Source organism: Enterobacter chuandaensis, from assembly GCF_003594915.1.
In the GTDB taxonomy this organism is placed as follows: Bacteria; Pseudomonadota; Gammaproteobacteria; order Enterobacterales; family Enterobacteriaceae; genus Enterobacter; species Enterobacter chuandaensis.
In genome coordinates this window covers 107,981-132,554 of record NZ_QZCS01000007.1, presented here as the reverse complement: position 1 = coordinate 132,554, position 24,574 = coordinate 107,981, and the positions used below count along the sequence as shown (strand labels likewise).

At 57.0% G+C, this 24,574-nt stretch carries 25 protein-coding genes; 19 read left to right on the top strand and 6 right to left on the bottom strand.

The annotated features are described in order from the left end of the window. Positions 1–49 precede the first annotated feature (49 nt). Together D5066_RS13365 and D5066_RS13360 are read right to left on the bottom strand one after the other, a co-directional pair. Complete coding sequence (locus tag D5066_RS13365; RefSeq protein WP_119916232.1) at positions 50–1,159, bottom strand: SDR family oxidoreductase; 1,110 nt, start codon at positions 1,157–1,159, stop codon at positions 50–52. Between the two features lie 357 nt (positions 1,160–1,516). Then, the gene (locus tag D5066_RS13360) at positions 1,517–2,341 is read right to left on the bottom strand and encodes a MurR/RpiR family transcriptional regulator (protein WP_119916231.1); all 825 of its coding nucleotides are present in this window, start codon (positions 2,339–2,341) and stop codon (positions 1,517–1,519) included. A gap of 165 nt (positions 2,342–2,506) precedes the next feature. Between D5066_RS13360 and D5066_RS13355 the strand changes: the two genes are divergently transcribed. Genes D5066_RS13355 through queE form a run of 3 tightly spaced genes read left to right on the top strand, consistent with a single transcriptional unit; the run spans position 2,507 to position 5,499 of the window. Next, a complete protein-coding gene (locus D5066_RS13355) occupies positions 2,507–4,066 on the top strand; it encodes a PTS transporter subunit EIIC (RefSeq protein WP_119916230.1) in 1,560 nt (519 codons plus the stop codon). Further along, complete coding sequence (locus tag D5066_RS13350) at positions 4,066–4,773, top strand: N-acetylmannosamine-6-phosphate 2-epimerase (RefSeq protein ID WP_119916229.1); 708 nt, start codon at positions 4,066–4,068, stop codon at positions 4,771–4,773. Before D5066_RS13355 ends, D5066_RS13350 begins: the two co-directional genes overlap by 1 nt. A 54-nt stretch (positions 4,774–4,827) precedes the next feature. Beyond that, positions 4,828–5,499 carry a 7-carboxy-7-deazaguanine synthase QueE gene (gene queE, locus D5066_RS13345; RefSeq protein WP_119916228.1) on the top strand — a complete coding sequence of 224 codons (672 nt, stop codon included), beginning with the start codon at positions 4,828–4,830 and terminating at the stop codon, positions 5,497–5,499. 88 nt (positions 5,500–5,587) lie between these two features. Here queE and queD read toward each other — a convergent pair whose 3' ends face one another. Then, positions 5,588–5,950 carry a 6-carboxytetrahydropterin synthase QueD gene (gene queD, locus D5066_RS13340; protein ID WP_119916227.1) on the bottom strand — a complete coding sequence of 121 codons (363 nt, stop codon included), beginning with the start codon at positions 5,948–5,950 and terminating at the stop codon, positions 5,588–5,590. A 306-nt stretch (positions 5,951–6,256) separates the two neighbouring features. On the opposite strand from queD, the gene cysJ reads away from it, so the two are divergent. The 3 genes from cysJ to cysH are packed head-to-tail and all read left to right on the top strand — an operon-like array spanning position 6,257 to position 10,524. Continuing rightward, complete coding sequence (cysJ, locus tag D5066_RS13335; protein ID WP_119916226.1) at positions 6,257–8,062, top strand: NADPH-dependent assimilatory sulfite reductase flavoprotein subunit; 1,806 nt, start codon at positions 6,257–6,259, stop codon at positions 8,060–8,062. Beyond that, the gene (cysI, locus tag D5066_RS13330; RefSeq protein WP_119916225.1) at positions 8,062–9,774 is read left to right on the top strand and encodes an assimilatory sulfite reductase (NADPH) hemoprotein subunit; all 1,713 of its coding nucleotides are present in this window, start codon (positions 8,062–8,064) and stop codon (positions 9,772–9,774) included. Before cysJ ends, cysI begins: the two co-directional genes overlap by 1 nt. Positions 9,775–9,789: 15 nt before the next feature. Next, positions 9,790–10,524: a phosphoadenosine phosphosulfate reductase gene (cysH, locus tag D5066_RS13325; protein ID WP_119916224.1), complete on the top strand. Its 735-nt coding sequence runs from the start codon at positions 9,790–9,792 to the stop codon at positions 10,522–10,524. A 77-nt stretch (positions 10,525–10,601) separates the two neighbouring features. Here cysH and D5066_RS13320 read toward each other — a convergent pair whose 3' ends face one another. After that, positions 10,602–11,645 carry an aminopeptidase gene (locus D5066_RS13320; protein ID WP_119916223.1) on the bottom strand — a complete coding sequence of 348 codons (1,044 nt, stop codon included), beginning with the start codon at positions 11,643–11,645 and terminating at the stop codon, positions 10,602–10,604. Positions 11,646–11,891: 246 nt separating this feature from the next. Here D5066_RS13320 and cysG point away from each other — a divergent pair, with 246 nt between their 5' ends. From cysG to rpoS, 13 genes are all read left to right on the top strand, one after another. Next, on the top strand, positions 11,892–13,241 hold the full coding sequence (cysG, locus tag D5066_RS13315) for a siroheme synthase CysG (protein WP_165853348.1): 1,350 nt from the start codon (positions 11,892–11,894) through the stop codon (positions 13,239–13,241). Between the two features lie 9 nt (positions 13,242–13,250). Next, positions 13,251–14,159: a sulfate adenylyltransferase subunit CysD gene (gene cysD / locus D5066_RS13310; protein WP_006811770.1), complete on the top strand. Its 909-nt coding sequence runs from the start codon at positions 13,251–13,253 to the stop codon at positions 14,157–14,159. Positions 14,160–14,168: 9 nt separating this feature from the next. After that, positions 14,169–15,593, top strand: a complete 1,425-nt coding sequence (gene cysN, locus D5066_RS13305; protein WP_080330140.1) for a sulfate adenylyltransferase subunit CysN — start codon at positions 14,169–14,171, stop codon at positions 15,591–15,593. Next, positions 15,593–16,198, top strand: a complete 606-nt coding sequence (gene cysC / locus D5066_RS13300) for an adenylyl-sulfate kinase (RefSeq protein WP_080330141.1) — start codon at positions 15,593–15,595, stop codon at positions 16,196–16,198. The genes cysN and cysC overlap by 1 nt, the downstream gene beginning before the upstream one ends. A 58-nt stretch (positions 16,199–16,256) precedes the next feature. Next, entirely contained in the window at positions 16,257–16,583 is a 327-nt protein-coding gene (locus tag D5066_RS13295; protein WP_080330142.1) for a DUF3561 family protein, read from the top strand. Between the two features lie 79 nt (positions 16,584–16,662). Then, entirely contained in the window at positions 16,663–16,974 is a 312-nt protein-coding gene (ftsB, locus tag D5066_RS13290; RefSeq protein WP_003862095.1) for a cell division protein FtsB, read from the top strand. A gap of 19 nt (positions 16,975–16,993) precedes the next feature. Then, positions 16,994–17,704 (top strand): 2-C-methyl-D-erythritol 4-phosphate cytidylyltransferase, encoded by a 711-nt coding sequence (gene ispD, locus D5066_RS13285; protein WP_119916221.1) that lies wholly within the window; start codon positions 16,994–16,996, stop codon positions 17,702–17,704. Further along, on the top strand, positions 17,704–18,183 hold the full coding sequence (gene ispF, locus D5066_RS13280; protein ID WP_043956768.1) for a 2-C-methyl-D-erythritol 2,4-cyclodiphosphate synthase: 480 nt from the start codon (positions 17,704–17,706) through the stop codon (positions 18,181–18,183). The genes ispD and ispF overlap by 1 nt, the downstream gene beginning before the upstream one ends. Next, on the top strand, positions 18,180–19,229 hold the full coding sequence (gene truD / locus D5066_RS13275; RefSeq protein ID WP_119916220.1) for a tRNA pseudouridine(13) synthase TruD: 1,050 nt from the start codon (positions 18,180–18,182) through the stop codon (positions 19,227–19,229). Before ispF ends, truD begins: the two co-directional genes overlap by 4 nt. Beyond that, the gene (gene surE, locus D5066_RS13270; RefSeq protein ID WP_028014238.1) at positions 19,210–19,971 is read left to right on the top strand and encodes a 5'/3'-nucleotidase SurE; all 762 of its coding nucleotides are present in this window, start codon (positions 19,210–19,212) and stop codon (positions 19,969–19,971) included. Before truD ends, surE begins: the two co-directional genes overlap by 20 nt. Beyond that, positions 19,965–20,591 carry a protein-L-isoaspartate(D-aspartate) O-methyltransferase gene (locus D5066_RS13265; protein WP_028014237.1) on the top strand — a complete coding sequence of 209 codons (627 nt, stop codon included), beginning with the start codon at positions 19,965–19,967 and terminating at the stop codon, positions 20,589–20,591. Before surE ends, D5066_RS13265 begins: the two co-directional genes overlap by 7 nt. 116 nt (positions 20,592–20,707) lie before the next feature. Then, positions 20,708–21,832 carry a murein hydrolase activator NlpD gene (gene nlpD, locus D5066_RS13260; RefSeq protein ID WP_119916219.1) on the top strand — a complete coding sequence of 375 codons (1,125 nt, stop codon included), beginning with the start codon at positions 20,708–20,710 and terminating at the stop codon, positions 21,830–21,832. 59 nt (positions 21,833–21,891) lie between these two features. Then, a complete protein-coding gene (rpoS, locus tag D5066_RS13255; protein WP_008499600.1) occupies positions 21,892–22,884 on the top strand; it encodes an RNA polymerase sigma factor RpoS in 993 nt (330 codons plus the stop codon). A gap of 52 nt (positions 22,885–22,936) precedes the next feature. Here the strand turns inward: rpoS and D5066_RS13250 are convergent, their stop codons facing one another. After that, positions 22,937–23,314, bottom strand: a complete 378-nt coding sequence (locus D5066_RS13250; protein WP_080330146.1) for a DUF4440 domain-containing protein — start codon at positions 23,312–23,314, stop codon at positions 22,937–22,939. After that, positions 23,311–24,513 (bottom strand): MFS transporter, encoded by a 1,203-nt coding sequence (locus D5066_RS13245; RefSeq protein ID WP_119916218.1) that lies wholly within the window; start codon positions 24,511–24,513, stop codon positions 23,311–23,313. Before D5066_RS13245 ends, D5066_RS13250 begins: the two co-directional genes overlap by 4 nt. Between the last annotated feature and the right edge of the window lie 61 nt (positions 24,514–24,574).

The following is a 24,574-nucleotide window of genomic DNA, read 5'->3' as shown; positions in this document are numbered from 1 at the left end:
TTAAGCCTTAAAATGAAAATGCCAGTCAAATGACTGGCATTTTTTTTGGCTATTTAAAATCGACCGCCATCTGTTCCGGGATACTCAATCCCCGGGTGGTTTGCACGCAGCGGGCGATATAATCCGTAAAACGAGGTGGCTTTGGCATCCCCATGCTGAGCAGTTTATCGTTGCTGAAGCGCACGTTCAGCGTGGCAAAGGCACCGTATAAACGCATTGCTCTCAGCATCAGCCGTTCATTGCACGGGCCAAAAATAGACTTCAGTTCACGACGCATTCTGACCAGCGTTTCGTAGCTTACCTGCGCGTACTTGTCGCCGACGGGCGCTTTCTCCAGCGCCTGCGCCATCGCCTGATCGATATCTGCAAAGCGAACGCTGTTCTCTTCCCCGGCAGAAATATGGACCACTTCCCCTGAATGTGCGTTGCTGCTCAGCAGCATTAACAGCGCATCGGCGCAATAATCCACCGGCACAACGTCGATCCGGTCTTCCATTGAGCACATAAACTTTTGCAGCATCAGCCCCATGCTAAAGACCCAGAAAATGCTGCTCGACGGCGTGCAGCCGTGACGGGTATGGCCGACGACGATGGACGGACGGGCGATGAGCAGCGGCAGATTTGGACACTCCTGACGCATCAGCTGTTCGATGGTTGACTTGGACCAGGTGTATTCCACCAGGTGCTCAGCATTTTCTCTGAATTCCGCACTTTCGGCGACCAGCGAATCCTGCTCCGGCGTGCATGACATTGCGGTGCCTACGTGCAGAAAACGCTGCAGCCCTGCGACCTGCTCCATGTGGCGCGCCAGCGCAAGGGTGCCTTCTACGTTCACCTTCCAGATCAGCGGGTTATTGCCAAATGACGCGACAGCCGCACAGTTTACGACATGCGTGACCTGGTTCAGTCGCGGATCGTTCAGAAAAGCCTCCGGCTGGCTGAGGTCGCCGATGAGGATATTGTCCACGCTCAGGGAGGCCAGTTTCTCCTCGGGAACGTTAAACTTACGCATGTTCTCCTGTACGCGCGCCAGCCCGCCCTGCGGATCGTCGGCACGGGCAAGCAAAAGGACTTTTACGGGTCGATCGCTGGTCAGGATTTTTTCAAGTACTGCACCGCCCAGAAAACCGGTCACGCCTGTAATCAATAACATCTTCATTGATACCGTCTCATTATGATTGATGAGGCGGATTGTAGGCGCGCAAAAGTAAACGGTATTTAAATAATAAAACGCCGGTACAGACCGCGTCTTAAGCTTATTTTAAGGAAAGAAAATCAGGTGGAGATATTTGACATTACGGAAACTGAAAAAATTCAATTTAATAAATATTATATTTCAATTTATTGAATTTATGATGTTTTTTATTTTCCTGTCAGGGCGGAAACTGTAATTCAAAATGTAATTAATAAAACACTTTGTTACACCAATCATTTATGCGCTAAATGAATTAAACCCCACTAAAGTGAAATCAGACGAGATTAAACGCAGGCTATTTTATTTAGCCTGCGAATGTTTTCAGAGCAACAGAGGAAGCGTCGCGCTGGCGGTCTGTTGGCTGACGTCAGCGTAATGGCTATCTCGCGCAATCAGGGAAGTGGTCAGCAATTCGACCAGCAGCATTACCCCAACTTTGGCATTAAGCGCCCCTGCGCTAAGCGGGCCTTCAGGCTTGGCGGCCACCAGCAGCATATCGCTAAGGGAGGCGAGAGGGCTGCGCGGGGTATTGCTGAGCGCCAGAACCTTCACGCCGCGCTTGCGGGCAAGCTTCACCACGTGCAGGAGATCCCGCGTTGAACCGGAGCTGGAGATGGCCACGACCAGCGTCTCTGCCGAAAGCGTCGTCGCGTTCATGGCCGCGCAGTGCATATCGCTAAACAGCTGCGCGGGTTTACCCAGTCGCAGCAGCTTGTAATGCAGATACTCGCCGAGTATAGCGCTGGCCGCGACGCCATAAATCTGCACGGACTGCGCCTGATGCAGCGCCAGTGCGGCTTTTTCAAGCAGTGACCGGTCAAGGAGCCTGGCGGTATCCTGCAGAGCCTGCACTGACTCATCCACCACAGTATCAATTTCATCCCCGGTCTCACGCGCGGGCTGGCTCTGCTGAATATCCAGCGCCAGTGCCATTTTAAATTCGTTATAGCCCTTGCAGCCCAGCGTCCGGCAAAGACGCGTCACGCTGGCCTCGCTGGTGTGGCTCTCGCGCGCCAGTTCAGTGATCGTCAGGTAGAGCACCCGGGCAGGATCGCTGAGAACAAACTCACCGAGTTTTTGTTGCGTTGGGCTGTACCCGGAAGCCTCCTGGCGTAGCTTCAGCAGCAGGTTTTCATTGTCTGACATGCTCGATCCTTAATGCGTTTCTCTGCGACTAGTGTGGCGGAAAGCGGGGGAAGGATGCCAGTCATTTTGAAAAAGTATGATCGTCCTCCTGGTTTTTGATGATAATTTTCTCTATTAAAAATTAATGTGGTAAAAATTTTCATCGTTTAATGGGGGGATGAAAAAATGATGCAAATATTCAGTGGGGCTTCTTCAGGGGGATGGTTTGAAAAAGCGCAGCGCTTTGGCAAATCCTTTATGTTGCCTATTGCCGTGTTGCCCGCAGCGGGTCTGCTGCTCGGTATCGGCGGGGCGTTATCAAATCCCAATACGCTGGCGGCCTATCCGTTTTTAGATGTGGGCTGGCTGCAGGCCATCTTCACCATCATGAGCAGCGCCGGTTCAATTGTGTTTGCAAACCTCTCGGTGCTGTTTGCGGTTGGGGTAGCCGTCGGGTTGGCAAAAAGCGATAAGGGCACGGCTGGTCTGGCGGCGCTACTCGCGTTTCTGGTGATGAACGCCACCATCAACGCGCTGCTGATCCTCACCGGTAAACTGGCGCATGAAAACCCTGGAGCCGTAGGGCAGGGCATGACCCTGGGTATTCAGACGCTGGAAACGGGCGTGTTTGGCGGCGTGGTTATTGGGCTGGTGACCTGCGTGCTGCACCATCGTTTCAACAAGATTGCGCTTCCGCAGTTCCTGGGCTTTTTTGGCGGCTCGCGTTTTGTCCCCATTATCAGTTCGCTCGCGGCGATACTCGTTGGCGCGCTCATGACCGTGATCTGGCCGCATTTCCAGAAACTGATTTTTGGTCTCGGCGGGCTGGTGGATGCCACCGGTTATCTGGGCACCCTGCTGTACGGCTTCATTTTACGCATGCTTGGCCCGTTTGGTTTGCACCACATCTTCTATCTGCCGTTCTGGACCACCGCGCTTGGCGGCAGCGAGATTGTTAACGGCCATCTGGTGGAAGGCACGCAGCGGATCTTCTTCGCCCAGTTGGCCGACCCGAACACGCAGCACTTCTATGAAGGCACATCGCGCTTCATGTCCGGGCGTTTTATCACGATGATGTTTGGCCTGCTCGGCGCGTGTCTGGCGATGTACCACACGGCGAAACCGGAGAACAAAAAGCGGGTTGCCGGGCTGCTGCTCTCTGCGGCGTTAACCTCGTTCCTGACGGGAATTACCGAGCCCATCGAGTTCTCCTTCCTGTTTATTGCCCCGGTGCTGTACGTCATTCATGCGCTGTTTGACGGGCTGGCGTTTATGTTCGCGCACATGCTGCACATCACCATCGGGCAGACCTTCTCCGGCGGCTTTATTGACTTCGTGCTGTTCGGCATTTTGCAGGGAGAGGCTAAAACCAACTGGATGTTCGTTCCGCTGGTCGGCGTGCCGTGGTTCTTCCTCTACTACTTCACCTTCCGTTATCTGATTAACCGCTTTGATTTCGCCACGCCGGGCCGGGAAAAGGAGGCGATGGTTGATGACGTCAGCCTGCCGCAGAGCGAGCGCGCCGTTGCGGTGATCGCCGGGTTAGGCGGAAAAGAGAATCTGGAAGAGGTGGACTGCTGCGCCACGCGGCTTCGCGTGACGGTGAAGGACGGCAGCAAAGTGAATGACGCGGCGCTGAAAGCCACCGGCGCGCGCGGCGTTATCGTGCGCGGTAACGGTGTTCAGGTCATCTATGGCCCACACGTCACGATTATCAAAAACGAAGTGGAAGAGATCTTATCGTAATGAAAACTGTACTGGATACCCTGAAAGGAAAACTGGTCGTCTCCTGTCAGGCGCTGGAAAATGAACCGCTGCACAGCCCGTTTATCATGTCGCGGATGGCGCTGGCAGCGGCACAGGGCGGAGCCGCCGCCATTCGCGCTAACAGTGTGGTGGATATCGCGGCCATTAAACAACAGGTCTCTTTGCCTGTCATCGGCATCATCAAACGGGATTACCCGGAAAGCCAGGTGTTTATCACCGCCACGATGAAAGAGGTGGATGAGCTCATGGCTGTCTCTCCGGAAATCATTGCCCTTGATGCGACGGCGCGGGAACGTCCTGGCGGTGAATCCCTGGAAACGCTGGTGACGCGCATCCGCTCACGTTACCCCTCGGTACTGCTGATGGCGGATATTTCCACGGTTGAAGAGGCCGGAACGGCGCAGGCGCTTGGCTTTGACTGCGTCGGCACTACGCTTTACGGCTATACGGCGGAAACGGCAGGTCATTCGCTTCCGGAGAACGACTGCGCGTTCCTGAAGGCTGTGCTGGCTGCCGTGACGGTTCCCGTGATTGCCGAAGGCAACGTGGATACCCCCGATCGCGCGGCCCGTTGTCTGGCGCTGGGCGCGCATACGGTTGTCGTCGGCGGGGCGATCACCCGCCCACAGCAAATTACCGGGCGTTTTATGGCGGCGATTGGCGCGCAAAGCACCGATGGAGCATGACCATCCGGCGGGGATCTGCGATACTTATCGTTTATCCCCTTTACTGAGATGACTATGCAGTACCCGATTAACGAGATGTTCCAGACCCTGCAAGGCGAGGGTTACTTTACCGGCGTTCCCGCTATTTTCATTCGTTTACAGGGATGCCCGGTTGGCTGTGCCTGGTGTGATACCAAACATACGTGGGATAAGCTCGCAGATCGGGAAGTGTCGCTGTTTAGCATACTGGCGAAAACCAAAGAGAGCGATAAGTGGGGCGCGGGCAGTGCAGAAGATCTGCTGGCGATTATTGGTCGCCAGGGCTGGACGGCGCGCCACGTGGTGATCACCGGCGGTGAACCCTGCATCCACGATCTGACGCCGCTGACCGAGCTGCTCGAAAAGAACGGCTACAGCTGTCAGATTGAAACCAGCGGCACCCATGAAGTGCGCTGCTCGCACACCACCTGGGTGACGGTATCGCCAAAAGTGAATATGCGCGGCGGGTATGACGTGCTGTCTCAGGCGCTGGAGCGCGCGGATGAAATTAAGCACCCGGTAGGGCGCGTGCGCGATATCGAAGCCCTGGACGAACTGCTGGCGACGCTGACGGATGAGAAGCTGCGGGTGATTGCCCTGCAGCCGATCAGCCAGAAAGAGGATGCGACGCGTCTGTGCATTGAAACCTGTATTGCGCGTAACTGGCGCCTGTCGATGCAGACGCACAAGTACCTGAATATTGCCTGAAAAAAAGCCCGGTGGCGCTAGCGCTTACCGAGCCTACGGTTCGAGGCTTTTGTAGGCCGGGTAAGGCGAAGCCGCCACCCGGCAAGCATCACTCCCCGCGATAGATACAGCCAGCGGTACAGGTCTCTTTGATCATCACCGCGCTCAGCAGCGGCACCAGCGGCTTCATCTGATCCCAAATCCATTTTGCCAGCACTTCGCTGGTCGGGTTTTCAAGGCCCGGGATATCATTCAGGTAATAATGATCCAGACGATCGTAGGTTGGCTTAAACGCGGCCTTCAGTTCGGCAAAATCCATGATCCAACCGGTATGCGGATCAACTTCACCGGTGATCTCAAGACGCACCATAAACGAATGCCCGTGCAGGCGGCCGCATTTATGTCCTGCAGGAACGTGCGGAAGGTGGTGGGCGGCTTCGAAGGTGAAATCTTTAAACAGTGTGGTGGACATGATCGCTCTCAGTAATGCGGAAAAAACCGCCGCATAGTACCGGAAAGCACAATTTTTAGCATTAACTAAAACGGCTCTGAACGGTGAACGCCCGGTATTCAGGGTGATTATTGGTTTTTATTCTTTTATTTCAAATGGTTATTCAATCGGTTTTATCGCTAAGAACGATAACTAAAACAGGTTAGTCCATTTGGTTATTTATTATTTCCATCCCTTCTTTAATTGTTATTATCCACGCCGTTAACCTTATCTTCAGTTTGGATTTATTCGCTTAAAGTCCGCTTGGCTACTGGAACATAACGACGCATGACAACACAGGCCCCACCTTCAAATTTGCTTCCCCTTAACCCGGAGCAACTGGCGCGCCTTCAGGCTGCCACCTCTGATTTTTCTCCCACTCAGCTTGCCTGGGTCTCCGGTTATTTCTGGGGAATGCTCAACCAGCAGCCTGGCGCTGTGGCTGGCGCACCGTCAACGGCTGTGGAAATTCCTGCCATTACGCTGATCAGCGCCTCGCAGACGGGCAACGCCCGCCGCGTGGCCGAAGCGCTGCGTGATGACCTGCTCGCGGCAAAACTGAACGTGAACCTGGTCAACGCCGGGGATTATAAATTCAAACAAATCGCGTCGGAAAAACTGCTGGTGGTGGTCGCCTCAACGCAGGGCGAAGGTGAACCCGCTGAAGAAGCGGTGGCGCTGCACAAGTTCCTGTTCTCGAAAAAAGCGCCAAAACTGAATGGCACCGCGTTTGCCGTCTTTGGCCTGGGCGATACCTCCTATGAATTCTTCTGCCAGTCCGGTAAAGACTTCGACAGCAAGCTGGCAGAGCTGGGCGCTGAACGCCTGCTGGACCGCGTAGATGCGGATGTGGAATACCAGACTGCCGCCGCCGAATGGCGTGCGCGCATCGTTGAGGTGCTGAAAGCCCGCGTCCCGAAAGAGTCGCCAGCGCAGGCCGCCGTGACCGCTGCGGGCACCGTCAATGAAATCCACACCAGCCCGTACACCAAAGAGTCGCCGCTGACGGCGAGCCTGTCGGTGAACCAGAAAATTACAGGCCGCGATTCGGAAAAAGACGTGCGCCATATTGAAATCGATCTTGGCGACTCGGGCCTGCGCTATCAGCCCGGCGATGCCCTGGGCGTCTGGTATCAGAACGATCCGGCGCTGGTGAAAGAGCTTGTCGAGCTGCTGTGGCTGAAGGGTGACGAGCCCGTCACCGTTGACGGCAAAACCCTGCCGCTCTCCGAAGCGCTGCAGTGGCATTTCGAGCTGACGGTGAACACGCCGAATATCGTCGAAAATTACGCCACCTTAACGCGCAGCGAATCCTTGCTGCCGTTGGTGGGCGACAAAGCGAAGCTGCAGCATTACGCCGCGACGACGCCGATTGTCGATATGGTGCGCTTCTCTCCGGCGCAACTGGATGCCGATGCGCTGGTTGGTCTGCTGCGTCCGCTGACCCCACGCCTCTACTCCATCGCCTCTTCGCAGGCTGAAGTGGAAAGCGAAGTGCATGTTACCGTTGGTGTAGTGCGCTACGACATCGAAGGCCGCGCCCGCGCGGGTGGGGCGTCGAGCTTCCTGGCTGATCGCGTGGAAGAAGAGGGCGAAGTGCGCGTCTTTATCGAGCACAACGACAACTTCCGCCTGCCAGCGAACCCGGAAACGCCGGTCATCATGATTGGCCCGGGCACCGGCATTGCGCCGTTCCGCGCCTTCATGCAGCAGCGTGCCGCAGATGAAGCGCCGGGTAAAAACTGGCTGTTCTTCGGCAACCCGCACTTTACCGAAGATTTCCTCTACCAGGTTGAGTGGCAGCGCTATGTGAAAGAAGGCGTACTGACCCGCATTGATCTGGCCTGGTCCCGCGACCAGAAAGAAAAAGTATACGTACAAGACAAACTGCGCGAACAGGGCGCAGAGCTGTGGCGCTGGATCAATGACGGTGCCCACATTTATGTCTGCGGCGACGCCAATCGCATGGCGAAAGACGTTGAGCAGGCACTGCTGGAAGTGATTGCCGAATTCGGCGGTATGGATGCCGAAGCGGCGGATGAATTTTTAAGTGAGCTGCGCGTAGAGCGCCGTTATCAGCGAGATGTCTACTAATGAGCGAAAAACATCCTGGCCCACTGGTGGTCGAAGGCAAACTGTCTGATGCCGAGCGCATGAAGGTAGAGAGCAACTACCTGCGCGGTACCATTGCCGAAGATTTAAATGACGGTCTGACCGGCGGCTTCAAAGGCGACAACTTCCTGCTGATCCGTTTCCACGGTATGTACCAGCAGGACGACCGCGATATCCGCGCCGAGCGCGCCGAACAGAAGCTGGAGCCGCGCCACGCGATGCTGCTGCGCTGCCGCCTGCCGGGCGGGGTGATCACCACCAAGCAGTGGCAGGCCATCGACAAATTTGCGGGTGAAAACACCATTTATGGCAGCATCCGCCTCACTAACCGTCAGACCTTCCAGTTCCATGGGATTCTGAAGAAGAACGTGAAGCCGGTACACCAGATGCTCCACTCCGTCGGGCTGGACGCGCTCGCGACCGCCAACGACATGAACCGTAACGTGCTCTGCACTTCGAACCCGTACGAGTCCGAGCTGCATGCCGAAGCGTATGAGTGGGCGAAAAAGATCTCCGAGCACCTGTTGCCGCGCACCCGTGCCTATGCGGAGATCTGGCTCGATCAGGAGAAAGTCGCCACCACCGACGAAGAACCGATCCTCGGCCAGACCTATCTGCCGCGTAAGTTTAAAACCACGGTCGTGATCCCACCGCAGAACGATATCGATCTGCACGCCAATGACATGAACTTCGTGGCGATTGCCGAGAACGGCAAGCTGGTTGGCTTTAACCTGCTGGTGGGCGGCGGCCTGTCCATTGAGCACGGTAACAAGAAAACCTACGCCCGCACCGCGAGCGAGTTCGGCTTCCTGCCGCTGGAGCACACGCTGGCCGTGGCGGAAGCGGTAGTGACCACCCAGCGCGACTGGGGCAACCGTACCGACCGTAAAAACGCGAAAACCAAATACACCCTGGAGCGCGTGGGCGTTGAAACGTTCAAAGAGGAAGTGGAGCGTCGCGCGGGCATCAAATTTGAGCCGATCCGCCCTTACGAATTTACCGGTCGCGGCGATCGCATCGGCTGGGTGAAAGGCATCGACAATAAATGGCATCTGACGCTGTTTATTGAAAACGGTCGTATTCTGGATTATCCGGGCCGTCCGCTGAAAACCGGTCTGCTGGAAATTGCGAAGATCCACAAAGGCGAGTTCCGCATTACCGCTAACCAGAATCTCATTATTGCCGGCGTGCCGGAGAGCCAGAAGGCGAAGATTGAGAAGCTGGCGCGCGATCACGGGTTAATGGATGCGGTTAAGCCGCAGCGTGAAAACTCGATGGCCTGCGTGTCGTTCCCGACCTGTCCGCTGGCGATGGCGGAAGCGGAACGTTTCCTGCCGTCATTTACTGACAAAGTGGAAGCGATTCTGGAAAAACACGGGATTCCGGACGAGCATATTGTTATGCGCGTGACGGGCTGCCCGAACGGCTGCGGCCGTGCGATGCTGGCCGAACTCGGTCTGGTAGGGAAAGCGCCGGGTCGCTATAACCTGCACCTGGGCGGTAACCGTATCGGCACGCGCATTCCGCGCATGTTCCGCGAGAACATCACCGAGCCGGAAATTCTTGATTCCATCGACGAGCTTGTCGGGCGCTGGGCGAAAGAGCGCGAAGCGGGTGAAGGCTTCGGCGACTTTACGGTGCGTGCGGGCATCATTCGCCCGGTGCTCGATCCCGCAAGGGATTTCTGGGAGTAACCACGAGAGGTAATTATGTCCGTACTCGATCTAAACGCCCTTAATGACCTGCCAAAAGTCGAACGCATTCTGGCCCTGGCAGAAACTAACGCCCACCTTGAAAAGCTGGACGCCGAAGGGCGCGTGGCGTGGGCGCTGGAAAATCTGCCGGGAGATTATGTGCTGTCGTCGAGCTTTGGTATTCAGGCGGCGGTCAGCCTGCATCTGGTGAATCAGATCCGTCCGGACATTCCGGTGATCCTCACCGATACCGGCTACCTGTTCCCGGAAACCTACCAGTTTATCGATGAGCTGACGGATAAGCTCAGGCTGAACCTCAAAGTCTACCGCGCGATGGAAAGCGCTGCCTGGCAGGAGGCGCGCTACGGCAAGCTGTGGGAGCAGGGCGTTGAGGGTATTGAGAAATACAATGAGATCAACAAAGTCGAGCCGATGAACCGGGCGCTGAAAGAGCTGAACGCGCAGACGTGGTTTGCGGGTCTGCGCCGCGAGCAGTCAGGGAGCCGCGCAACCTTGCCGGTGCTGGCGGTCCAGCGTGGGGTGTTCAAAGTGCTGCCGATTATCGACTGGGATAACCGCACGGTGTATCAGTACCTGCAAAAACACGGGCTCAAGTACCATCCGCTGTGGGAGCAGGGCTACCTGTCCGTGGGGGATACCCACACCACGCGCAAATGGGAACCGGGAATGGCGGAAGAAGAGACGCGATTCTTCGGGCTGAAGCGCGAGTGCGGGCTGCACGAAGGGTAAAATCTCACTGCCCCTCACCCCTGGCCTCTCCCCTTTGGGGAGAGGGTTAGGGTGAGGGGTGGGGAAAAAATAACGCACTACGCTTTCCCCGCTTTCGCCAGCTCCTTCACCAGCGGCAGCATCACTTTCACCACGTCGCGGCTGCGGTGTTCAATCCGCTGCGGCAGGGCGCGATCGATATGCTGCTGATTATCCAGCATCACATTATGCCAGCTTGTTCCGTCCGGGAAGGCCTTTGATTTGGCCCGCTGCTGGTAGCCGTCTTTTTCCCCCAGCGTCCAGTTTGTTGCTTCCACGTACAGCACCGGAATGCCCGCTTTATCGAACACTTCGCCGTCGTTACAGCAGCCCGTTCCACGTGGATAAGCCGGATTTCCACCGGGATTACTGGTGGCATAAACCCCATGGCTGCGGGCAATCGCCAGCGCCCGGTCGCGCGTCAGCTTGCGCACGGTACCCGGCGTACTCTGTCCGCTGTTGAAATAGAGCTTATCGCCAACGATTAAATTATCGAGGTTAATCACCAGCAGCGTATTTTTCTTCTCCTCAGCGCTCATCCGCTTAAGGAGATTCTCAGCGCCGAGTTTCCCTTCTTCTTCACCGCTGGTCGCCACAAAGCGAATACCGTATTTCGTCGGAATATTTTTAAGGCGTTCAGCCAGTTCAAGCATCACGCCGAGGCCTGCTGCGTTATCGTCCATGCCCTGTAGCGTCAGACCGCCGAGGTTGTTATCCGTATCGGCATCGCTCATCGGGGCGTAGGTATCCAGGTGCGCCATAATAATAATCTGTTCAGCCGCGCGACCTTCGTGCGCGGCAATCACCGTACTGCCGGTCACGTTATGCCAGTTTTTTGTTTTATTGCGTGAGGTATAGACGTAGCGGCTGTGAAACGAGCGGATATCGCTCTGGTAGCCCATATCGGCAAACTGCTGGCGAATATAGTCGGCGGAGAGCATCTCCGCGGGTGAGCCGGTCATGCGGCCAGGGAAGACGGTGGCAATATGCCGCGCCTGCATATTGGCGATTTCACCATAAGGTTGATTTTTTGCCTGAGCCGGAAGGATAAAGCAAACGCCGAGCGCCAGGGCAGCAATACGGTGGCGCGTTGCGGAAAACATAGTGAGTCCTTAAAAACAGAGCAAAATAATAACCCGCCTAGTATGAAACTGTGATCGTCCATACACAATTTGAATTGCTCTTAAATGCCCGAAATTTCGCGTGTTAAGCACTTTTTGGTATTTGCTTTTTCACGGCGTTATTCCATTGAGTAACTACTCATTCCAATTCGTAATTTCATTCGATCTAAGCCGCCCCCTATAGTCCCTCTATTCCTCGTTGTTAGTGAGTTGTTGCCTGTGGACTATCTGCCCCTTTTTGCCGCCTTAAAAGACCGACCGGTACTAATTGTCGGCACGGGTGAAATTGCCGAGCGCAAAATCGCGTTTTTGCAGCGCGCTGGGGCGCAGGTGCGGGTCGTTGCAGAGGCGGATTTTGACGAGTCGCAGATCGACAGCGTGGTGCTGGTGATTGCGGCTACTGAAAATCACGAACTTAACCGGCGGGTTTCCGACGCGGCCCAGGCCCGTCACCGCCTGGTGAACGTGGTGGACGACCAGCCGTTATGCTCGTTTATCTTCCCGTCAATCGTTGACCGTTCGCCGCTGCTGGTGGCGATCTCTTCCGGCGGCACCGCACCGGTGCTGGCGCGCGTTCTGAGGGAAAAAATCGAAGCGCTGCTGCCGACCAGTCTCGGACGCATGGCGGAGAAAGCGAGCTACTGGCGAAATCATCTTAAAACGCGTTTGACCAGCGTGGCGGAACGTCGTCGCTTCTGGGAGCGCGTGTTTCGCGGCCGCTTTGCCAGCCTGATGCAGGCGGGCAATGAGACGGCGGCACAGAAAATACTCGAAGACGAGCTGGATAACCCCGGCAGTACGGGCGGGGAGATCATTCTGGTGGGCGCGGGGCCGGGCGATGCCGGTCTGCTGACGCTGCGTGGCCTCCAGGTTCTTCAGGATGCGGACGTGGTGTTCTACGACCATCTGGTTACCGACGGCGTGCGCGAGCTGATCCGTCGCGACGCGGAGCAAATCTGCGTCGGCAAACGGGCGGGCGAGCACTCCGTCCCGCAGCATGAAACCAATCAGATGCTGATTGACGCCGCGAAAGCGGGCAAGACCGTGGTGCGCCTGAAAGGGGGCGATCCGTTTATCTTCGGGCGCGGTGGTGAAGAACTGCAGGCGGCAGCCGAAGCGGGCGTCCCGTTCCAGGTGGTGCCTGGCATCACGGCAGCATCGGCGGTGACGGCCTACGCCGGTATCCCGCTGACCCACCGCGATTACGCCCAGAGCGTGACCTTTGTGACCGGCCACTACAAGGCCGACAGCACGCCGTTCGACTGGTCGCATCTCGCCCAGAGCCGCCAGACGCTGGCGATCTACATGGGCACGATGAAGGCGGCAGACATCAGCGAACAGCTTATTCAGCACGGTCGCGAGGCGGCGACGCCGGTAGCCGTGATCTCTCGCGGTACGCGCGTCGATCAGCACGTTGCGACGGGCACGCTGGAACATCTTGCAACCCTGGCGAAAGACGCCCCGATGCCTGCCCTGATCGTGGTGGGAGAGGTGGTGCAGCTGCACAGCACGCTCGCCTGGTTTCAGCACACAACCGATACAGAAGGCTTCGGCGCTTCTGTTGTAAATTTGGCTTAAGGAACGGTTATGGACCAAAAACGACTTACTCACCTGCGGCAGCTTGAAGCGGAAAGTATCCATATTATCCGCGAAGTGGCCGCCGAGTTTTCTAACCCGGTGATGATGTACTCCATCGGTAAAGATTCCAGCGTGATGCTGCACCTGGCGCGTAAAGCGTTTTATCCGGGTACGCTACCGTTCCCGCTGCTGCATGTGGATACCGGCTGGAAATTCCGCGAAATGTACGAGTTCCGCGACCGCACCGCGAAGGCCTACGGCTGCGAGCTGCTGGTGCACAAAAACCCGGAAGGGGTGGCGATGGGCATTAACCCGTTCGTTCACGGCAGCGCCAAGCATACCGATATCATGAAAACCGAAGGGCTGAAGCAGGCGCTGAACAAATACGGTTTTGACGCGGCCTTCGGCGGCGCGCGCCGTGACGAGGAGAAATCCCGCGCCAAAGAGCGTATCTACTCCTTCCGCGACCGCTTCCACCGCTGGGATCCGAAAAACCAGCGCCCGGAGCTGTGGCACAACTACAACGGCCAGATCAACAAGGGCGAAAGCATTCGCGTCTTCCCGCTCTCGAACTGGACCGAGCTGGATATCTGGCAGTACATCTATCTGGAAAACATTGAGATCGTTCCGCTGTATCTGGCCGCCGAGCGCCCGGTGCTGGAACGTGACGGCATGCTGATGATGATCGACGACGATCGCATTGACCTGCAGCCGGGTGAAGTGATCAAAAAACAGATGGTCCGTTTCCGTACCCTCGGCTGCTGGCCGCTGACCGGCGCGGTGGAATCCAGCGCGCAGACGCTGCCGGAGATTATCGAAGAGATGCTGGTGTCTACCACCAGCGAGCGACAGGGGCGCGTGATTGACCGCGACCAGGCAGGCTCCATGGAGCTGAAGAAACGTCAGGGTTATTTCTAAGGAGCCGCCATGAACACCACTATTGCTCAACAAATTGCCAACGAAGGCGGCGTAGAAGCGTATCTGCATGCCCAGCAGCACAAGAGCCTGCTGCGCTTTCTGACCTGCGGCAGCGTCGATGACGGGAAAAGTACCCTGATTGGCCGCCTGCTGCACGATACGCGACAGATTTACGAAGATCAGCTCTCTTCCCTGCACAACGACAGCAAGCGTCACGGTACCCAGGGTGAAAAACTCGACCTGGCGCTGCTGGTCGACGGCCTGCAGGCGGAGCGCGAGCAGGGCATCACCATCGACGTGGCCTACCGCTACTTCTCTACTGAAAAGCGCAAATTTATTATCGCCGACACCCCGGGGCACGAGCAGTACACCCGCAATATGGCGACCGGTGCCTCCACCTGCGACCTGGCGATCCTGCTGATGGACGCCCGTAAAGGCGTGCTGGATCAAACCCGTCGCCACAGCTTTATCTCCACGCTGCTTGGGATCAAACACCTGGTGGTGGCGGTGAACAAGATGGATCTGGTGAACTTCAGCGAAGAGAAATTCGAGGAGATCCGCCAGAGCTACCTGACCTTTGCCGAACAGCTGCCGGGCAACCTGGATATTCGCTTTGTGCCCCTCTCGGCGCTGGAAGGGGATAACGTCGCCTCCCAGAGCACGAACATGCCGTGGTACAGCGGCCCGACGCTGCTGGAAGTGCTCGAAACCGTTGAAATTCAGCGCGTGGTCGACACTCAGCCGATGCGCTTCCCGGTGCAGTACGTGAACCGCCCTAACCTCGATTTCCGCGGCTTCTCCGGCACTATCGCCTCTGGCTCCGTGAAGGTAGGACAGCGCGTGAAGGTGCTGCCATCCGGCGTGGAGTCAGCGATTGCGCGTATCGTGACCTTCGACGGCGATCTGCCTGAGGCCGGTGCGGGTGAAGCGGTCACGCTGGTGCTCAAAGACGAAATTGATATCAGCCGCGGCGACCTGCTGGTCGACGCGCAGGAAACGCTGGCGGCGGTGCAGGGCGCGTCCGTGGACGTAGTGTGGATGGCAGAACAGCCGCTGACCGCGGGCCAGAGCTACGACATCAAAATTGCGGGCAAGAAAACCCGCGCCCGCGTGGACGGCATTCAGTTCCAGGTGGACATCAACAACCTGACCCACCGTGACGTGAGCGAGCTGCCGCTGAACGGTATTGGCCTGGTGGATCTGACCTTCGACGAGCCGCTGGTGCTGGATCCGTATCAGCAGAACCCGGTGACGGGCGGGCTGATCTTTATCGACCGTCTGACGAACGTTACCGTTGGTGCGGGGATGGTGCGTGAGCCAAACGAGCAGGCGACCGCGGCCTCTGAATTCAGCGCCTTCGAGCTGGAGCTTAACGCGCTGGTGCGTAAGCACTTCCCGCACTGGGGCGCCCGCGATCTGCTGGGAGGCAAGTAATGGCCGCCCATGATGAGAACGTCGTCTGGCATCCTCATCCGGTCACCGTCGCCCAGCGCGAACAGCTCCACGGTCACCGTGGGGTTGTGCTGTGGTTTACCGGGCTGTCAGGCTCGGGTAAATCCACGGTAGCGGGCGCGCTGGAAGAGGCGCTGCATCAGCAGGGGGTGAGTACCTACCTGCTGGATGGCGACAACGTGCGTCACGGCCTGTGCAGCGATTTGGGCTTTAGCGACGACGACCGCAAAGAGAACATCCGCCGGGTGGGAGAAGTCGCCAGCCTGATGGCGGACGCCGGGCTGGTGGTGCTGACGGCGTTTATCTCTCCGCACCGCGCCGAGCGCCAGATGGTGCGCGAGCGCGTGGGCCAGGATCGCTTTATTGAAGTGTTTGTCGATACGCCGCTGGAGATTTGCGAAGCGCGCGATCCGAAAGGGCTGTACAAAAAAGCGCGAGCCGGTGAACTGCGAAACTTCACGGGAATTGACTCGGTTTACGAAGCGCCTGAATCGCCTGAGATTCATCTGAAGGGTCAACAATTGGTAACAAATTTAGTAAGCCAATTATTAGACCTGCTCAGACGGGACGATATTATCAGATCCTGAGGCGGTATCGTTCGGGAGCTGTCTTCCCGAACGATGAGTCACGGTCACAGGATTAGCTATGCGCAACAGTGAAAACTACATTATCACCACCGGGTCGGAACCGTTAACCACCGATGACGAGACGACCTGGTCCTTTCCTGGGGCGATAGTCGGCTTCGCGTCGTGGTTACTGGCGCTGGGTATCCCGTTTTTGATCTACGGTGGTAACACCCTTTTCTTCTTCCTTTACACCTGGCCCTTCTTCCTGGCGCTGATGCCCGTTGCGGTCGTTGTGGGCGTTGCGCTGCACTCTCTTTTCAACGGCAAGCTCCTGTACAGTACGGTTATCACGATTGCCACCGTTGTCGTCATCTTTGGCCTGCTGTTTTTATGGCTGATGGGCTAACTTACGACATAATTAAAACCCCGCAGTAGAGTCCAGCGGAAAGTTATGGGATGATGATGCCGTTTTTTCAGGGGGCAGGATGGGTAAACTAACGCTGCTGTTGCTGGCTTTGCTGGTCTGGCTGCAATATTCGCTGTGGTTCGGTAAGAACGGGCTGCACGACTACAGCCGGGTGAGCGATGACGTCGCGGCTCAGCAGGCAACTAATGCCAAACTTAAGGCGCGAAACGATCAACTCTTTGCTGAAATTGATGACCTCAATGGCGGCCAGGAAGCGATTGAGGAACGCGCGCGCAATGAACTCAGTATGACTAAGCCGGGCGAAACCTTTTATCGTCTGGTTCCGGATGCGTCTAAACGCAATCAGGGCTCAGCACAAAACAATCGATAATCAGGCCCAGGATTACGACATGGCAGCAACTTTTTCGGACGTATGTGCCGTGGTGCCGGCCGCAGGTTTTGGCCGGCGCATGCAGACAGAATGTCCTAAGCAGTACCTCTCAATTGGCGATAAAACGATCCTCGAGCACGCCGTGGCGGCGCTGCTGGCGCACCCGCGGGTGACGCACGTGGTCATCGCCATCAGTCCCGGCGATGCGCGTTTTGCGCAGCTGCCGCTGGCAAACCACCCACAAATTACCGTTGTCGATGGCGGCGCCGAGCGCGCCGATTCCGTGCTGGCGGGCATTCAGGCTGCCGGAAGCGCGCAGTGGGTGCTGGTCCATGACGCGGCGCGTCCGTGCCTGCACCAGGACGATCTTGCGCGCCTGCTGGCGCTGAGCGAAACCAGTAAAGTGGGCGGTATTCTGGCCGCACCGGTGCGCGACACCATGAAGCGCGCCGAGCCGGGCCGGCAGGCTATCGCCCACACCGTAGAGCGCGTCGATTTATGGCACGCGCTGACGCCGCAATTTTTCCCCCGCGAACTGCTCCACGACTGCTTAACACGTGCGCTTAACGAAGGGGCGACCATCACGGACGAAGCCTCCGCGCTGGAGTATTGCGGTTTTCACCCTGAGCTTGTTGAAGGGCGCGCTGATAATATAAAAGTGACGCGCCCGGAAGATTTACAGCTCGCGGAATTTTATCTTACCCGTTCGACCCATCAGGAGAAGGCATAATGCGAATTGGACACGGTTTTGATGTACACGCCTTTGGCGGAGAAGGCCCAATTATCATTGGCGGCGTACGTATTCCTTACGAAAAAGGGCTGCTGGCGCATTCTGATGGCGACGTGGCGCTACATGCGCTGACCGATGCGCTGCTGGGCGCTGCCGCGCTGGGCGATATCGGCAAGCTGTTCCCGGACACCGACCCGGCCTTTAAAGGGGCCGACAGCCGCGCGCTGCTGCGCGAAGCGTGGCGCCGCATTCAGGCGAAAGGCTACACTCTCGGTAACGTTGATGTGACGATCATTGCTCAGGCCCCGAAGATGCTGCCGCACATTCCGCAGATGCGCGTGTTTATTGCCGAAGATTTGGGCTGCCACATGGACGACGTCAACGTCAAAGCCACCACTACGGAGAAGCTGGGCTTTACCGGCCGTGGCGAAGGGATTGCCTGTGAAGCCGTGGCGCTGCTGGTGAAGGCGGCAAAATGACGGACTTTGACAACCTGACTTACCTGCACGGAAAACCGCAGGGTTACGGGGTGCTGAAAGCCAGCCCGGAAGATTTCCTCGTGGTCGAGGATCTAGGCTTTGAGCCCGATGGCGAAGGCGAACATATCCTGGTGCGTATTCTGAAAAACGGCTGCAACACCCGCTTTGTGGCCGATGCGCTGGCAAAATTCCTCAAAATTCACGCCCGGGAAGTGAGCTTTGCCGGGCAGAAAGATAAAAACGCCGTCACCGAGCAGTGGCTCTGCGCGCGCGTGCCCGGCAATGCGATGCCTGATTTAAGCAAATTTGAGCTTGAGGGCTGTAAGGTACTGGAGTACGCCCGCCACAAGCGCAAGCTGCGCCTCGGGGCATTGAAAGGCAACGCGTTTACGCTGGTGCTTCGTGAAGTGACCAACCGTGAACACGTTGAAAAACGCCTGAATGACATCAAAGAACGCGGCGTTCCGAACTACTTTGGCGCGCAGCGCTTTGGCATTGGCGGCAGCAACCTGCAGGGTGCGCTGCGCTGGGCGCAAAGCGATGCGCCGGTGCGCGACAGGAATAAACGCAGTTTTTGGTTGTCGGCGGCCCGCAGCGCGTTGTTTAATCAGATTGTGAGCGAAAGGCTGAAAAAACCGGACGCGAATCAAGTTGTTGTTGGCGATGCGCTACAATTAGCGGGACGCGGAAGCTGGTTTGTGGCAACGGCCGAAGAAATGGCCGATGTTCAGTCGCGCGTGGACGCCAAAGCGCTGATGATTACCGCAGCTTTGCCGGGCTCAGGCGACTGGGGCAGCCAGGGCGACGCGTTGAGCGCTGAGCAGTCCGCCGTGGCGGATGCGCCGGAATTACAATCCTTGCTGGTGCGGGAAAAAGTCGAAGCAGCACGCCGCGCGATGCTGCTCTATCCGCAGCAGTTAAGCTGGAACTGGTGGGATGACGTAACCGTCGAGTTACGCTTCTGGCTGCCGGCAGGTAGCTTTGCCACCAGTGTTGTCAGGGAACTAATCAACACCTCGGGTGATTATGCGAATATTGCTGAGTAACGATGATGGGATCCACGCGCCGGGCATTCAGACCCTGGCGAAGCACCTCCGTGAATTTGCGGATGTGCAGGTTGTGGCTCCCGATCGTAACCGCAGTGGAGCGTCTAACTCACTGACGCTGGAGTCGTCGCTTCGCACCTTTACCTTTGAAAATGGCGATATTGCCGTCCAGATGGGCACGCCGACGGACTGCGTGTTTCTGGGCGTGAACGCGCTGATGCGCCCGCGTCCGGATATCGTCGTCTCCGGCATTAACGCCGGGCCGAACCTCGGCGATGATGTGATTTACTCCGGCACCGTGGCGGCCGCAATGGAAGGGCGCCATCTCGGGTTTCCGGCGCTGGCGGTCTCGTTAAACGGCCACACGCACTACGACACCGCCGCCGCGGTGACCTGCTCGATCCTGCGGGCGCTTGGCCGCGAGCCGCTGCGTACCGGGCGCATTCTCAACATCAACGTGCCGGACCTTCCTCTTAATGAGATTAAGGGCATTCGCGTTACGCGTTGCGGAAGCCGGCACCCGGCGGATCAGGTGATCCCGCAGCAGGATCCTCGTGGCAACACGCTTTACTGGATCGGCCCTCCCGGCGATAAGTGCGATGCGGGTCCGGATACCGACTTTGCCGCCGTGGATGAAGGCTATGTCTCGGTGACTCCGCTGCACGTAGATTTAACCGCGTATAGCGCGCATGATGTGGTGTCGGGCTGGCTGGATCGCGCAGGAGTGAACGCGCAATGGTAAGCAAACGTGTACAAACTCTTCTGGAACAACTTCGCGCACAGGGGATCCGCGACGAGCACGTGCTTGAGGCGCTTGCTCAGGTTCCGCGTGAGAAATTTGTAGACGAGGCGTTTGAACACAAAGCGTGGGAAAACGTGGCGCTGCCTATCGGGCAAGGCCAGACGATTTCACAGCCTTACATGGTGGCGCGCATGACGGAGCTGCTGGAGCTCACGCCCGACTCGCGCGTTCTGGAGATTGGCACCGGGTCGGGGTATCAGACCGCCATCCTGGCGCATCTGGTTCACCATGTCTGTTCCGTAGAGCGGATCAAAGGTCTGCAGTGGCAGGCGCGTCGTCGCCTGAAACAACTCGATCTACATAATGTATCGACACGCCACGGTGATGGATGGCAGGGTTGGCAGGCTCGCGCCCCGTTTGACGCTATCATCGTGACGGCGGCTCCGCCTGAAATTCCCGCTGCACTGTTGTCGCAGCTGGATGAGGGGGGCATTCTTGTTCTGCCCGTCGGGGACGAGCAGCAGCTTTTAAAGCGCGTTCGTCGGCGCGGCGGCGAGTATATTATCGACACCGTGGAAGCCGTACGCTTTGTGCCTCTGGTGAAGGGGGAGTTGGCCTGAGACTCGGAATTATCCAGGGTTATTAAGGCAAATTCAGCGTATGGTGTGGCGCGAAAGACTCGTGTCATCACGGTTAATTTTAAGTCACTGGTAGTTAACACATTCCTGGGGGATAAATGAGCGCGGGAAGCCCTAAATTCACCATCAGCCGTGTTGCGGCATTATCACTGGTTTCGCTCTGGCTGGCAGGCTGTACAAGTTCTAACAATGCGCCTGCGCCCGTCAGTTCCGTTGGCGGAAACAGCGGCTCGGGTAACACGTCCAGCGGAATGTTGATCACGCCTCCGCCTAAAATGGGGACTGCCACAGCGCAACAAAATCCGCCAATCCAGCCGGTTCAGCGTCCAACGACGCAGCCAACGCAGATTCAGCCAGTCGAACAACCTGTTCAGACCCAAAATGGCCGCATAGTCTATAACCGTCAGTATGGGAACATTCCGAAAGGCAGCTATACCGGCGGCAGCACCTACACCGTGAAACGCGGTGATACGCTGTTCTATATTGCGTGGATCACCGGGAACGATTTCCGTGACCTCGCGCAGCGTAACAACGTCCAGGCCCCGTATGGTCTGGAAGTCGGGCAAACGCTCCAGGTAGGCAACGCAACGGGTACGCCACTGACGCCTGGCAACACGGTTTCAGCGGCCGATGTGACTGCGCAAAATAACAGCGTTAAGCCTGCGCAAAAATCCACCACGGTGGTTGCTTCACAACCTGTAATTACGTATTCTGAGGATTCAGGTGATCAGACTGCTAACAAAATGTTGCCGAATAATAAAGGGACTGCGACTGTTGTCACAGCACCGGTTATGGCACCTGTGGTTAGCTCTACTGAACCGACTGCAAGCAGTCAGAATGCCAGCTCGTCAATCACCACCTGGCGCTGGCCAACTGACGGCAAGATTATCGAGAACTTCGCAACCTCTGAAGGTGGCAACAAAGGGATCGATATCGCAGGCAGTAAAGGACAGGCTATCATCGCGACCGCAGACGGACGCGTTGTGTATGCCGGTAACGCACTGCGCGGTTACGGTAATCTGATTATCATCAAACATAATGATGATTACCTGAGTGCCTACGCCCATAACGACACAATGCTGGTCCGGGAACAACAAGAAGTTAAGGCGGGGCAAAAAATCGCTACCATGGGTAGCACCGGAACCAGTTCTACACGCTTGCATTTTGAAATTCGTTACAAGGGGAAATCCGTAAACCCGCTGCAGTACTTGCCGCAGCGATAAATTGACGGGGCATGCCAGCCAGGGTGTCTCGTTCAGGGATCACGGGTAGGAGCCACCTTATGAGTCAGAATACGCTGAAAGTTCATGATTTAAATGAAGACGCGGAATTTGATGAGAACGGAGTAGAGGCTTTTGACGAAAAAGCCTTAGTAGAAGAGGAACCCAGTGATAACGATTTGGCTGAAGAAGAGCTGTTATCGCAGGGCGCCACACAGCGTGTACTGGACGCGACTCAGCTTTACCTTGGGGAGATTGGTTACTCCCCACTGCTAACGGCCGAAGAAGAAGTCTATTTCGCACGTCGTGCTTTGCGTGGTGATGTTGCCTCGCGTCGTCGCATGATTGAAAGTAACCTGCGACTGGTCGTGAAAATTGCCCGCCGTTACGGCAATCGTGGTCTGGCTCTGCTGGATCTGATTGAAGAGGGCAACTTAGGTCTCATCCGCGCAGTTGAGAAGTTTGACCCGGAACGCGGGTTCCGTTTCTCAACCTACGCGACCTGGTGGATTCGTCAGACCATCGAACGGGCTATTATGAACCAGACCCGTACGATCCGCCTGCCGATCCACATCGTCAAAGAGTTGAACGTTTATCTGCGTACCGCACGCGAGTTGTCCCATAAGCTGGACCACGAGCCAAGCGCAGAAGAAATTGCCGAACAACTCGATAAACCGGTTGATGACGTAAGCCGTATGCTGCGTCTCAACGAGCGCATTACCTCGGTTGACACCCCGCTGGGTGGCGACTCCGAAAAAGCGCTGCTGGACATCCTGGCCGATGAAAAAGACAACGGCCCGGAAGACACCACGCAGGACGATGACATGAAGCAAAGCATCGTCAAATGGCTGTTCGAACTGAACGCCAAACAGCGTGAAGTGCTGGCACGTCGTTTCGGTTTACTGGGGTATGAAGCTGCGACACTGGAAGACGTCGGCCGCGAAATTGGCCTGACCCGTGAACGTGTTCGTCAGATTCAGGTAGAAGGTCTGCGTCGCCTGCGTGAAATCCTGCAGGGGCAAGGTCTGAATATCGAAGCGCTGTTCCGCGAATAAGCATCCTTTCGTCAAAAAAGGCCCGTCGTGAGACGGGCCTTTTTCTTTTGTGCTACGGCTGTGCCGTTTCGTGCAGCAGGCGCCACACTATCCGAGCGCCTTCCTGATTGAGCACCGCGGTTGACCAGCGCACGTTGACGGGCAGGCCCGGCCGGGTTTGCGTCTCCCGGTAGTGAAGCACCGCGCCGTGATCCCAGCGCTGGATCGTGGATAATTCGTCAATGATGATCTTCAGCCCGGGACGGCTTCCGCGCTGGTTTTCCAGAAAACGGGTAAGAGCCTGATAGTCGAGTGGAGTACCGCCTGGCGGGATCATCAGAAAATCTGGGCTGAAGCAGGCGAGCAGGGCGTGGAGCTCGCCTTCGCCTTTGCCTAACCAGTTTTCAAGCGCAATGTGGAGGTCGATAATGTCGTGTTCAAAAGGCGTCATGGATTCTCCTGTCGCAGCTGGGTGAGCACCTGCGTATTGTTAAGACGAAGAACGTACAGGACAGGCAGCAAGGTCATGCCTGCGGCAAAAAGAAATATTCCGTGCCAGGCGGCGAGCGGTGGCAGCCAGGCCTGCGCCAGATTCAGCGCCTGCGCCAGCAGCAGGGCACCGGCAAAAAAGCTCAACTGACGATTAAGATTCCACAGCGCGCTGGCATCCGGCATATTTTCCCGGCGCGTGGTCAGAAACGCGCTGCTCTGCGCTGTGCTGCTGCACAGGCTTCCCCCCGCGCCCATCAGGATAAACGCAGCGGCAGGTAGCAGCGTAGCCGAACTGACGTTAATCAAAAGCAGAATACCCGTCGCCTGCAACAGGCAGCCGATGACGATCAGCGGTCCGGGGCCGATACGGTTAAAATAGCGTCCCGTTGCCGTGATGGCGATAAACGATGCCACGGACCACGGCAGCATGAGCAGTCCCGTAGCGGCTGGGGTCATGTTTGCCACGTGCTGAAGATAAAACATACCCGTGACGTTCACCCCAATAAATACGCCTGGAACGCATAAATAGACGAGCATGGAAAACCGCAAAAGCGGATCCGCCAGCAAAGACAGGTTGAGCAGCCTGCTTGTTTTTATCGGCGATACTTCGTGTTTAAGCCACTGGCAGGCCAGCACAAAGGTCACGATGGCCACCGGGAGCGTGGCGAAAAATATCCATCGCCAGCTCAGCGCCTCTACCAGCACGCCTCCGAGCGCAGGGGAGCAGGCGGGAGCAAGCAACGCCACCAGCATCACCGCTGACGAGAGTCTGGCTCGTTCATGAGGCTGAAACTGTTGCCAGGTGATCGCCTGTCCGACGGGGATCAGTAAGCCCCCTCCCACGCCCTGCAGCACTCGCCAGGCGATCAGACTTTCAAGCGTTGCAGACAACCCTGCCGCAGCAGAGGCCACGCTGAACAGAAAAAGCGAGAGCAGGATGACGCGCTTTGGCCCGATGCGCCGCGTCAGCACGCTGCTGAAAGGGATCACCAGCGTCAGGCCGGCAATGTACCCGTTGCTGACCCAGGCAAGCGCTGAAGGCGTGGCGTTAAAGGTGTGAGCCATTGCCGGAAAGGCGACGCTGGCGATAAACATGTTAATCAGATCAAGAAAAAAGCCCAGCAGATAGACAGTGGTGACTTTACTGCGATACGTCATGGTGGTTCCTCCGGTGAGGTGACGTATCGTATCGATCGAGCGAGAACGGATAAACGCGACA

Bases quoted from the DNA above. Each gene is read 5' to 3' on its own strand.
- cysC (WP_080330141.1), top strand. From the start codon at position 15,593: ATGGCCGCCCATGATGAGAACGTCGTCTGGCATCCTCATCCGGTCACC.
- D5066_RS13350 (WP_119916229.1), top strand. From the start codon at position 4,066: ATGAAAACTGTACTGGATACCCTGAAAGGAAAACTGGTCGTCTCCTGT.
- truD (WP_119916220.1), top strand. From the start codon at position 18,180: ATGACGGACTTTGACAACCTGACTTACCTGCACGGAAAACCGCAGGGT.
- rpoS (WP_008499600.1), top strand. From the start codon at position 21,892: ATGAGTCAGAATACGCTGAAAGTTCATGATTTAAATGAAGACGCGGAA.
- D5066_RS13320 (WP_119916223.1), bottom strand. From the start codon at position 11,645: ATGTTTTCCGCAACGCGCCACCGTATTGCTGCCCTGGCGCTCGGCGTT.
- D5066_RS13365 (WP_119916232.1), bottom strand. From the start codon at position 1,159: ATGAAGATGTTATTGATTACAGGCGTGACCGGTTTTCTGGGCGGTGCA.
- cysN (WP_080330140.1), top strand. From the start codon at position 14,169: ATGAACACCACTATTGCTCAACAAATTGCCAACGAAGGCGGCGTAGAA.
- surE (WP_028014238.1), top strand. From the start codon at position 19,210: ATGCGAATATTGCTGAGTAACGATGATGGGATCCACGCGCCGGGCATT.
- cysH (WP_119916224.1), top strand. From the start codon at position 9,790: ATGTCCGTACTCGATCTAAACGCCCTTAATGACCTGCCAAAAGTCGAA.
- ispF (WP_043956768.1), top strand. From the start codon at position 17,704: ATGCGAATTGGACACGGTTTTGATGTACACGCCTTTGGCGGAGAAGGC.
- queE (WP_119916228.1), top strand. From the start codon at position 4,828: ATGCAGTACCCGATTAACGAGATGTTCCAGACCCTGCAAGGCGAGGGT.
- D5066_RS13355 (WP_119916230.1), top strand. From the start codon at position 2,507: ATGATGCAAATATTCAGTGGGGCTTCTTCAGGGGGATGGTTTGAAAAA.
- D5066_RS13245 (WP_119916218.1), bottom strand. From the start codon at position 24,513: ATGACGTATCGCAGTAAAGTCACCACTGTCTATCTGCTGGGCTTTTTT.
- cysI (WP_119916225.1), top strand. From the start codon at position 8,062: ATGAGCGAAAAACATCCTGGCCCACTGGTGGTCGAAGGCAAACTGTCT.
- D5066_RS13360 (WP_119916231.1), bottom strand. From the start codon at position 2,341: ATGTCAGACAATGAAAACCTGCTGCTGAAGCTACGCCAGGAGGCTTCC.
- D5066_RS13250 (WP_080330146.1), bottom strand. From the start codon at position 23,314: ATGACGCCTTTTGAACACGACATTATCGACCTCCACATTGCGCTTGAA.
- ftsB (WP_003862095.1), top strand. From the start codon at position 16,663: ATGGGTAAACTAACGCTGCTGTTGCTGGCTTTGCTGGTCTGGCTGCAA.
- queD (WP_119916227.1), bottom strand. From the start codon at position 5,950: ATGTCCACCACACTGTTTAAAGATTTCACCTTCGAAGCCGCCCACCAC.
- D5066_RS13295 (WP_080330142.1), top strand. From the start codon at position 16,257: ATGCGCAACAGTGAAAACTACATTATCACCACCGGGTCGGAACCGTTA.
- D5066_RS13265 (WP_028014237.1), top strand. From the start codon at position 19,965: ATGGTAAGCAAACGTGTACAAACTCTTCTGGAACAACTTCGCGCACAG.
- cysJ (WP_119916226.1), top strand. From the start codon at position 6,257: ATGACAACACAGGCCCCACCTTCAAATTTGCTTCCCCTTAACCCGGAG.
- nlpD (WP_119916219.1), top strand. From the start codon at position 20,708: ATGAGCGCGGGAAGCCCTAAATTCACCATCAGCCGTGTTGCGGCATTA.
- ispD (WP_119916221.1), top strand. From the start codon at position 16,994: ATGGCAGCAACTTTTTCGGACGTATGTGCCGTGGTGCCGGCCGCAGGT.
- cysD (WP_006811770.1), top strand. From the start codon at position 13,251: ATGGACCAAAAACGACTTACTCACCTGCGGCAGCTTGAAGCGGAAAGT.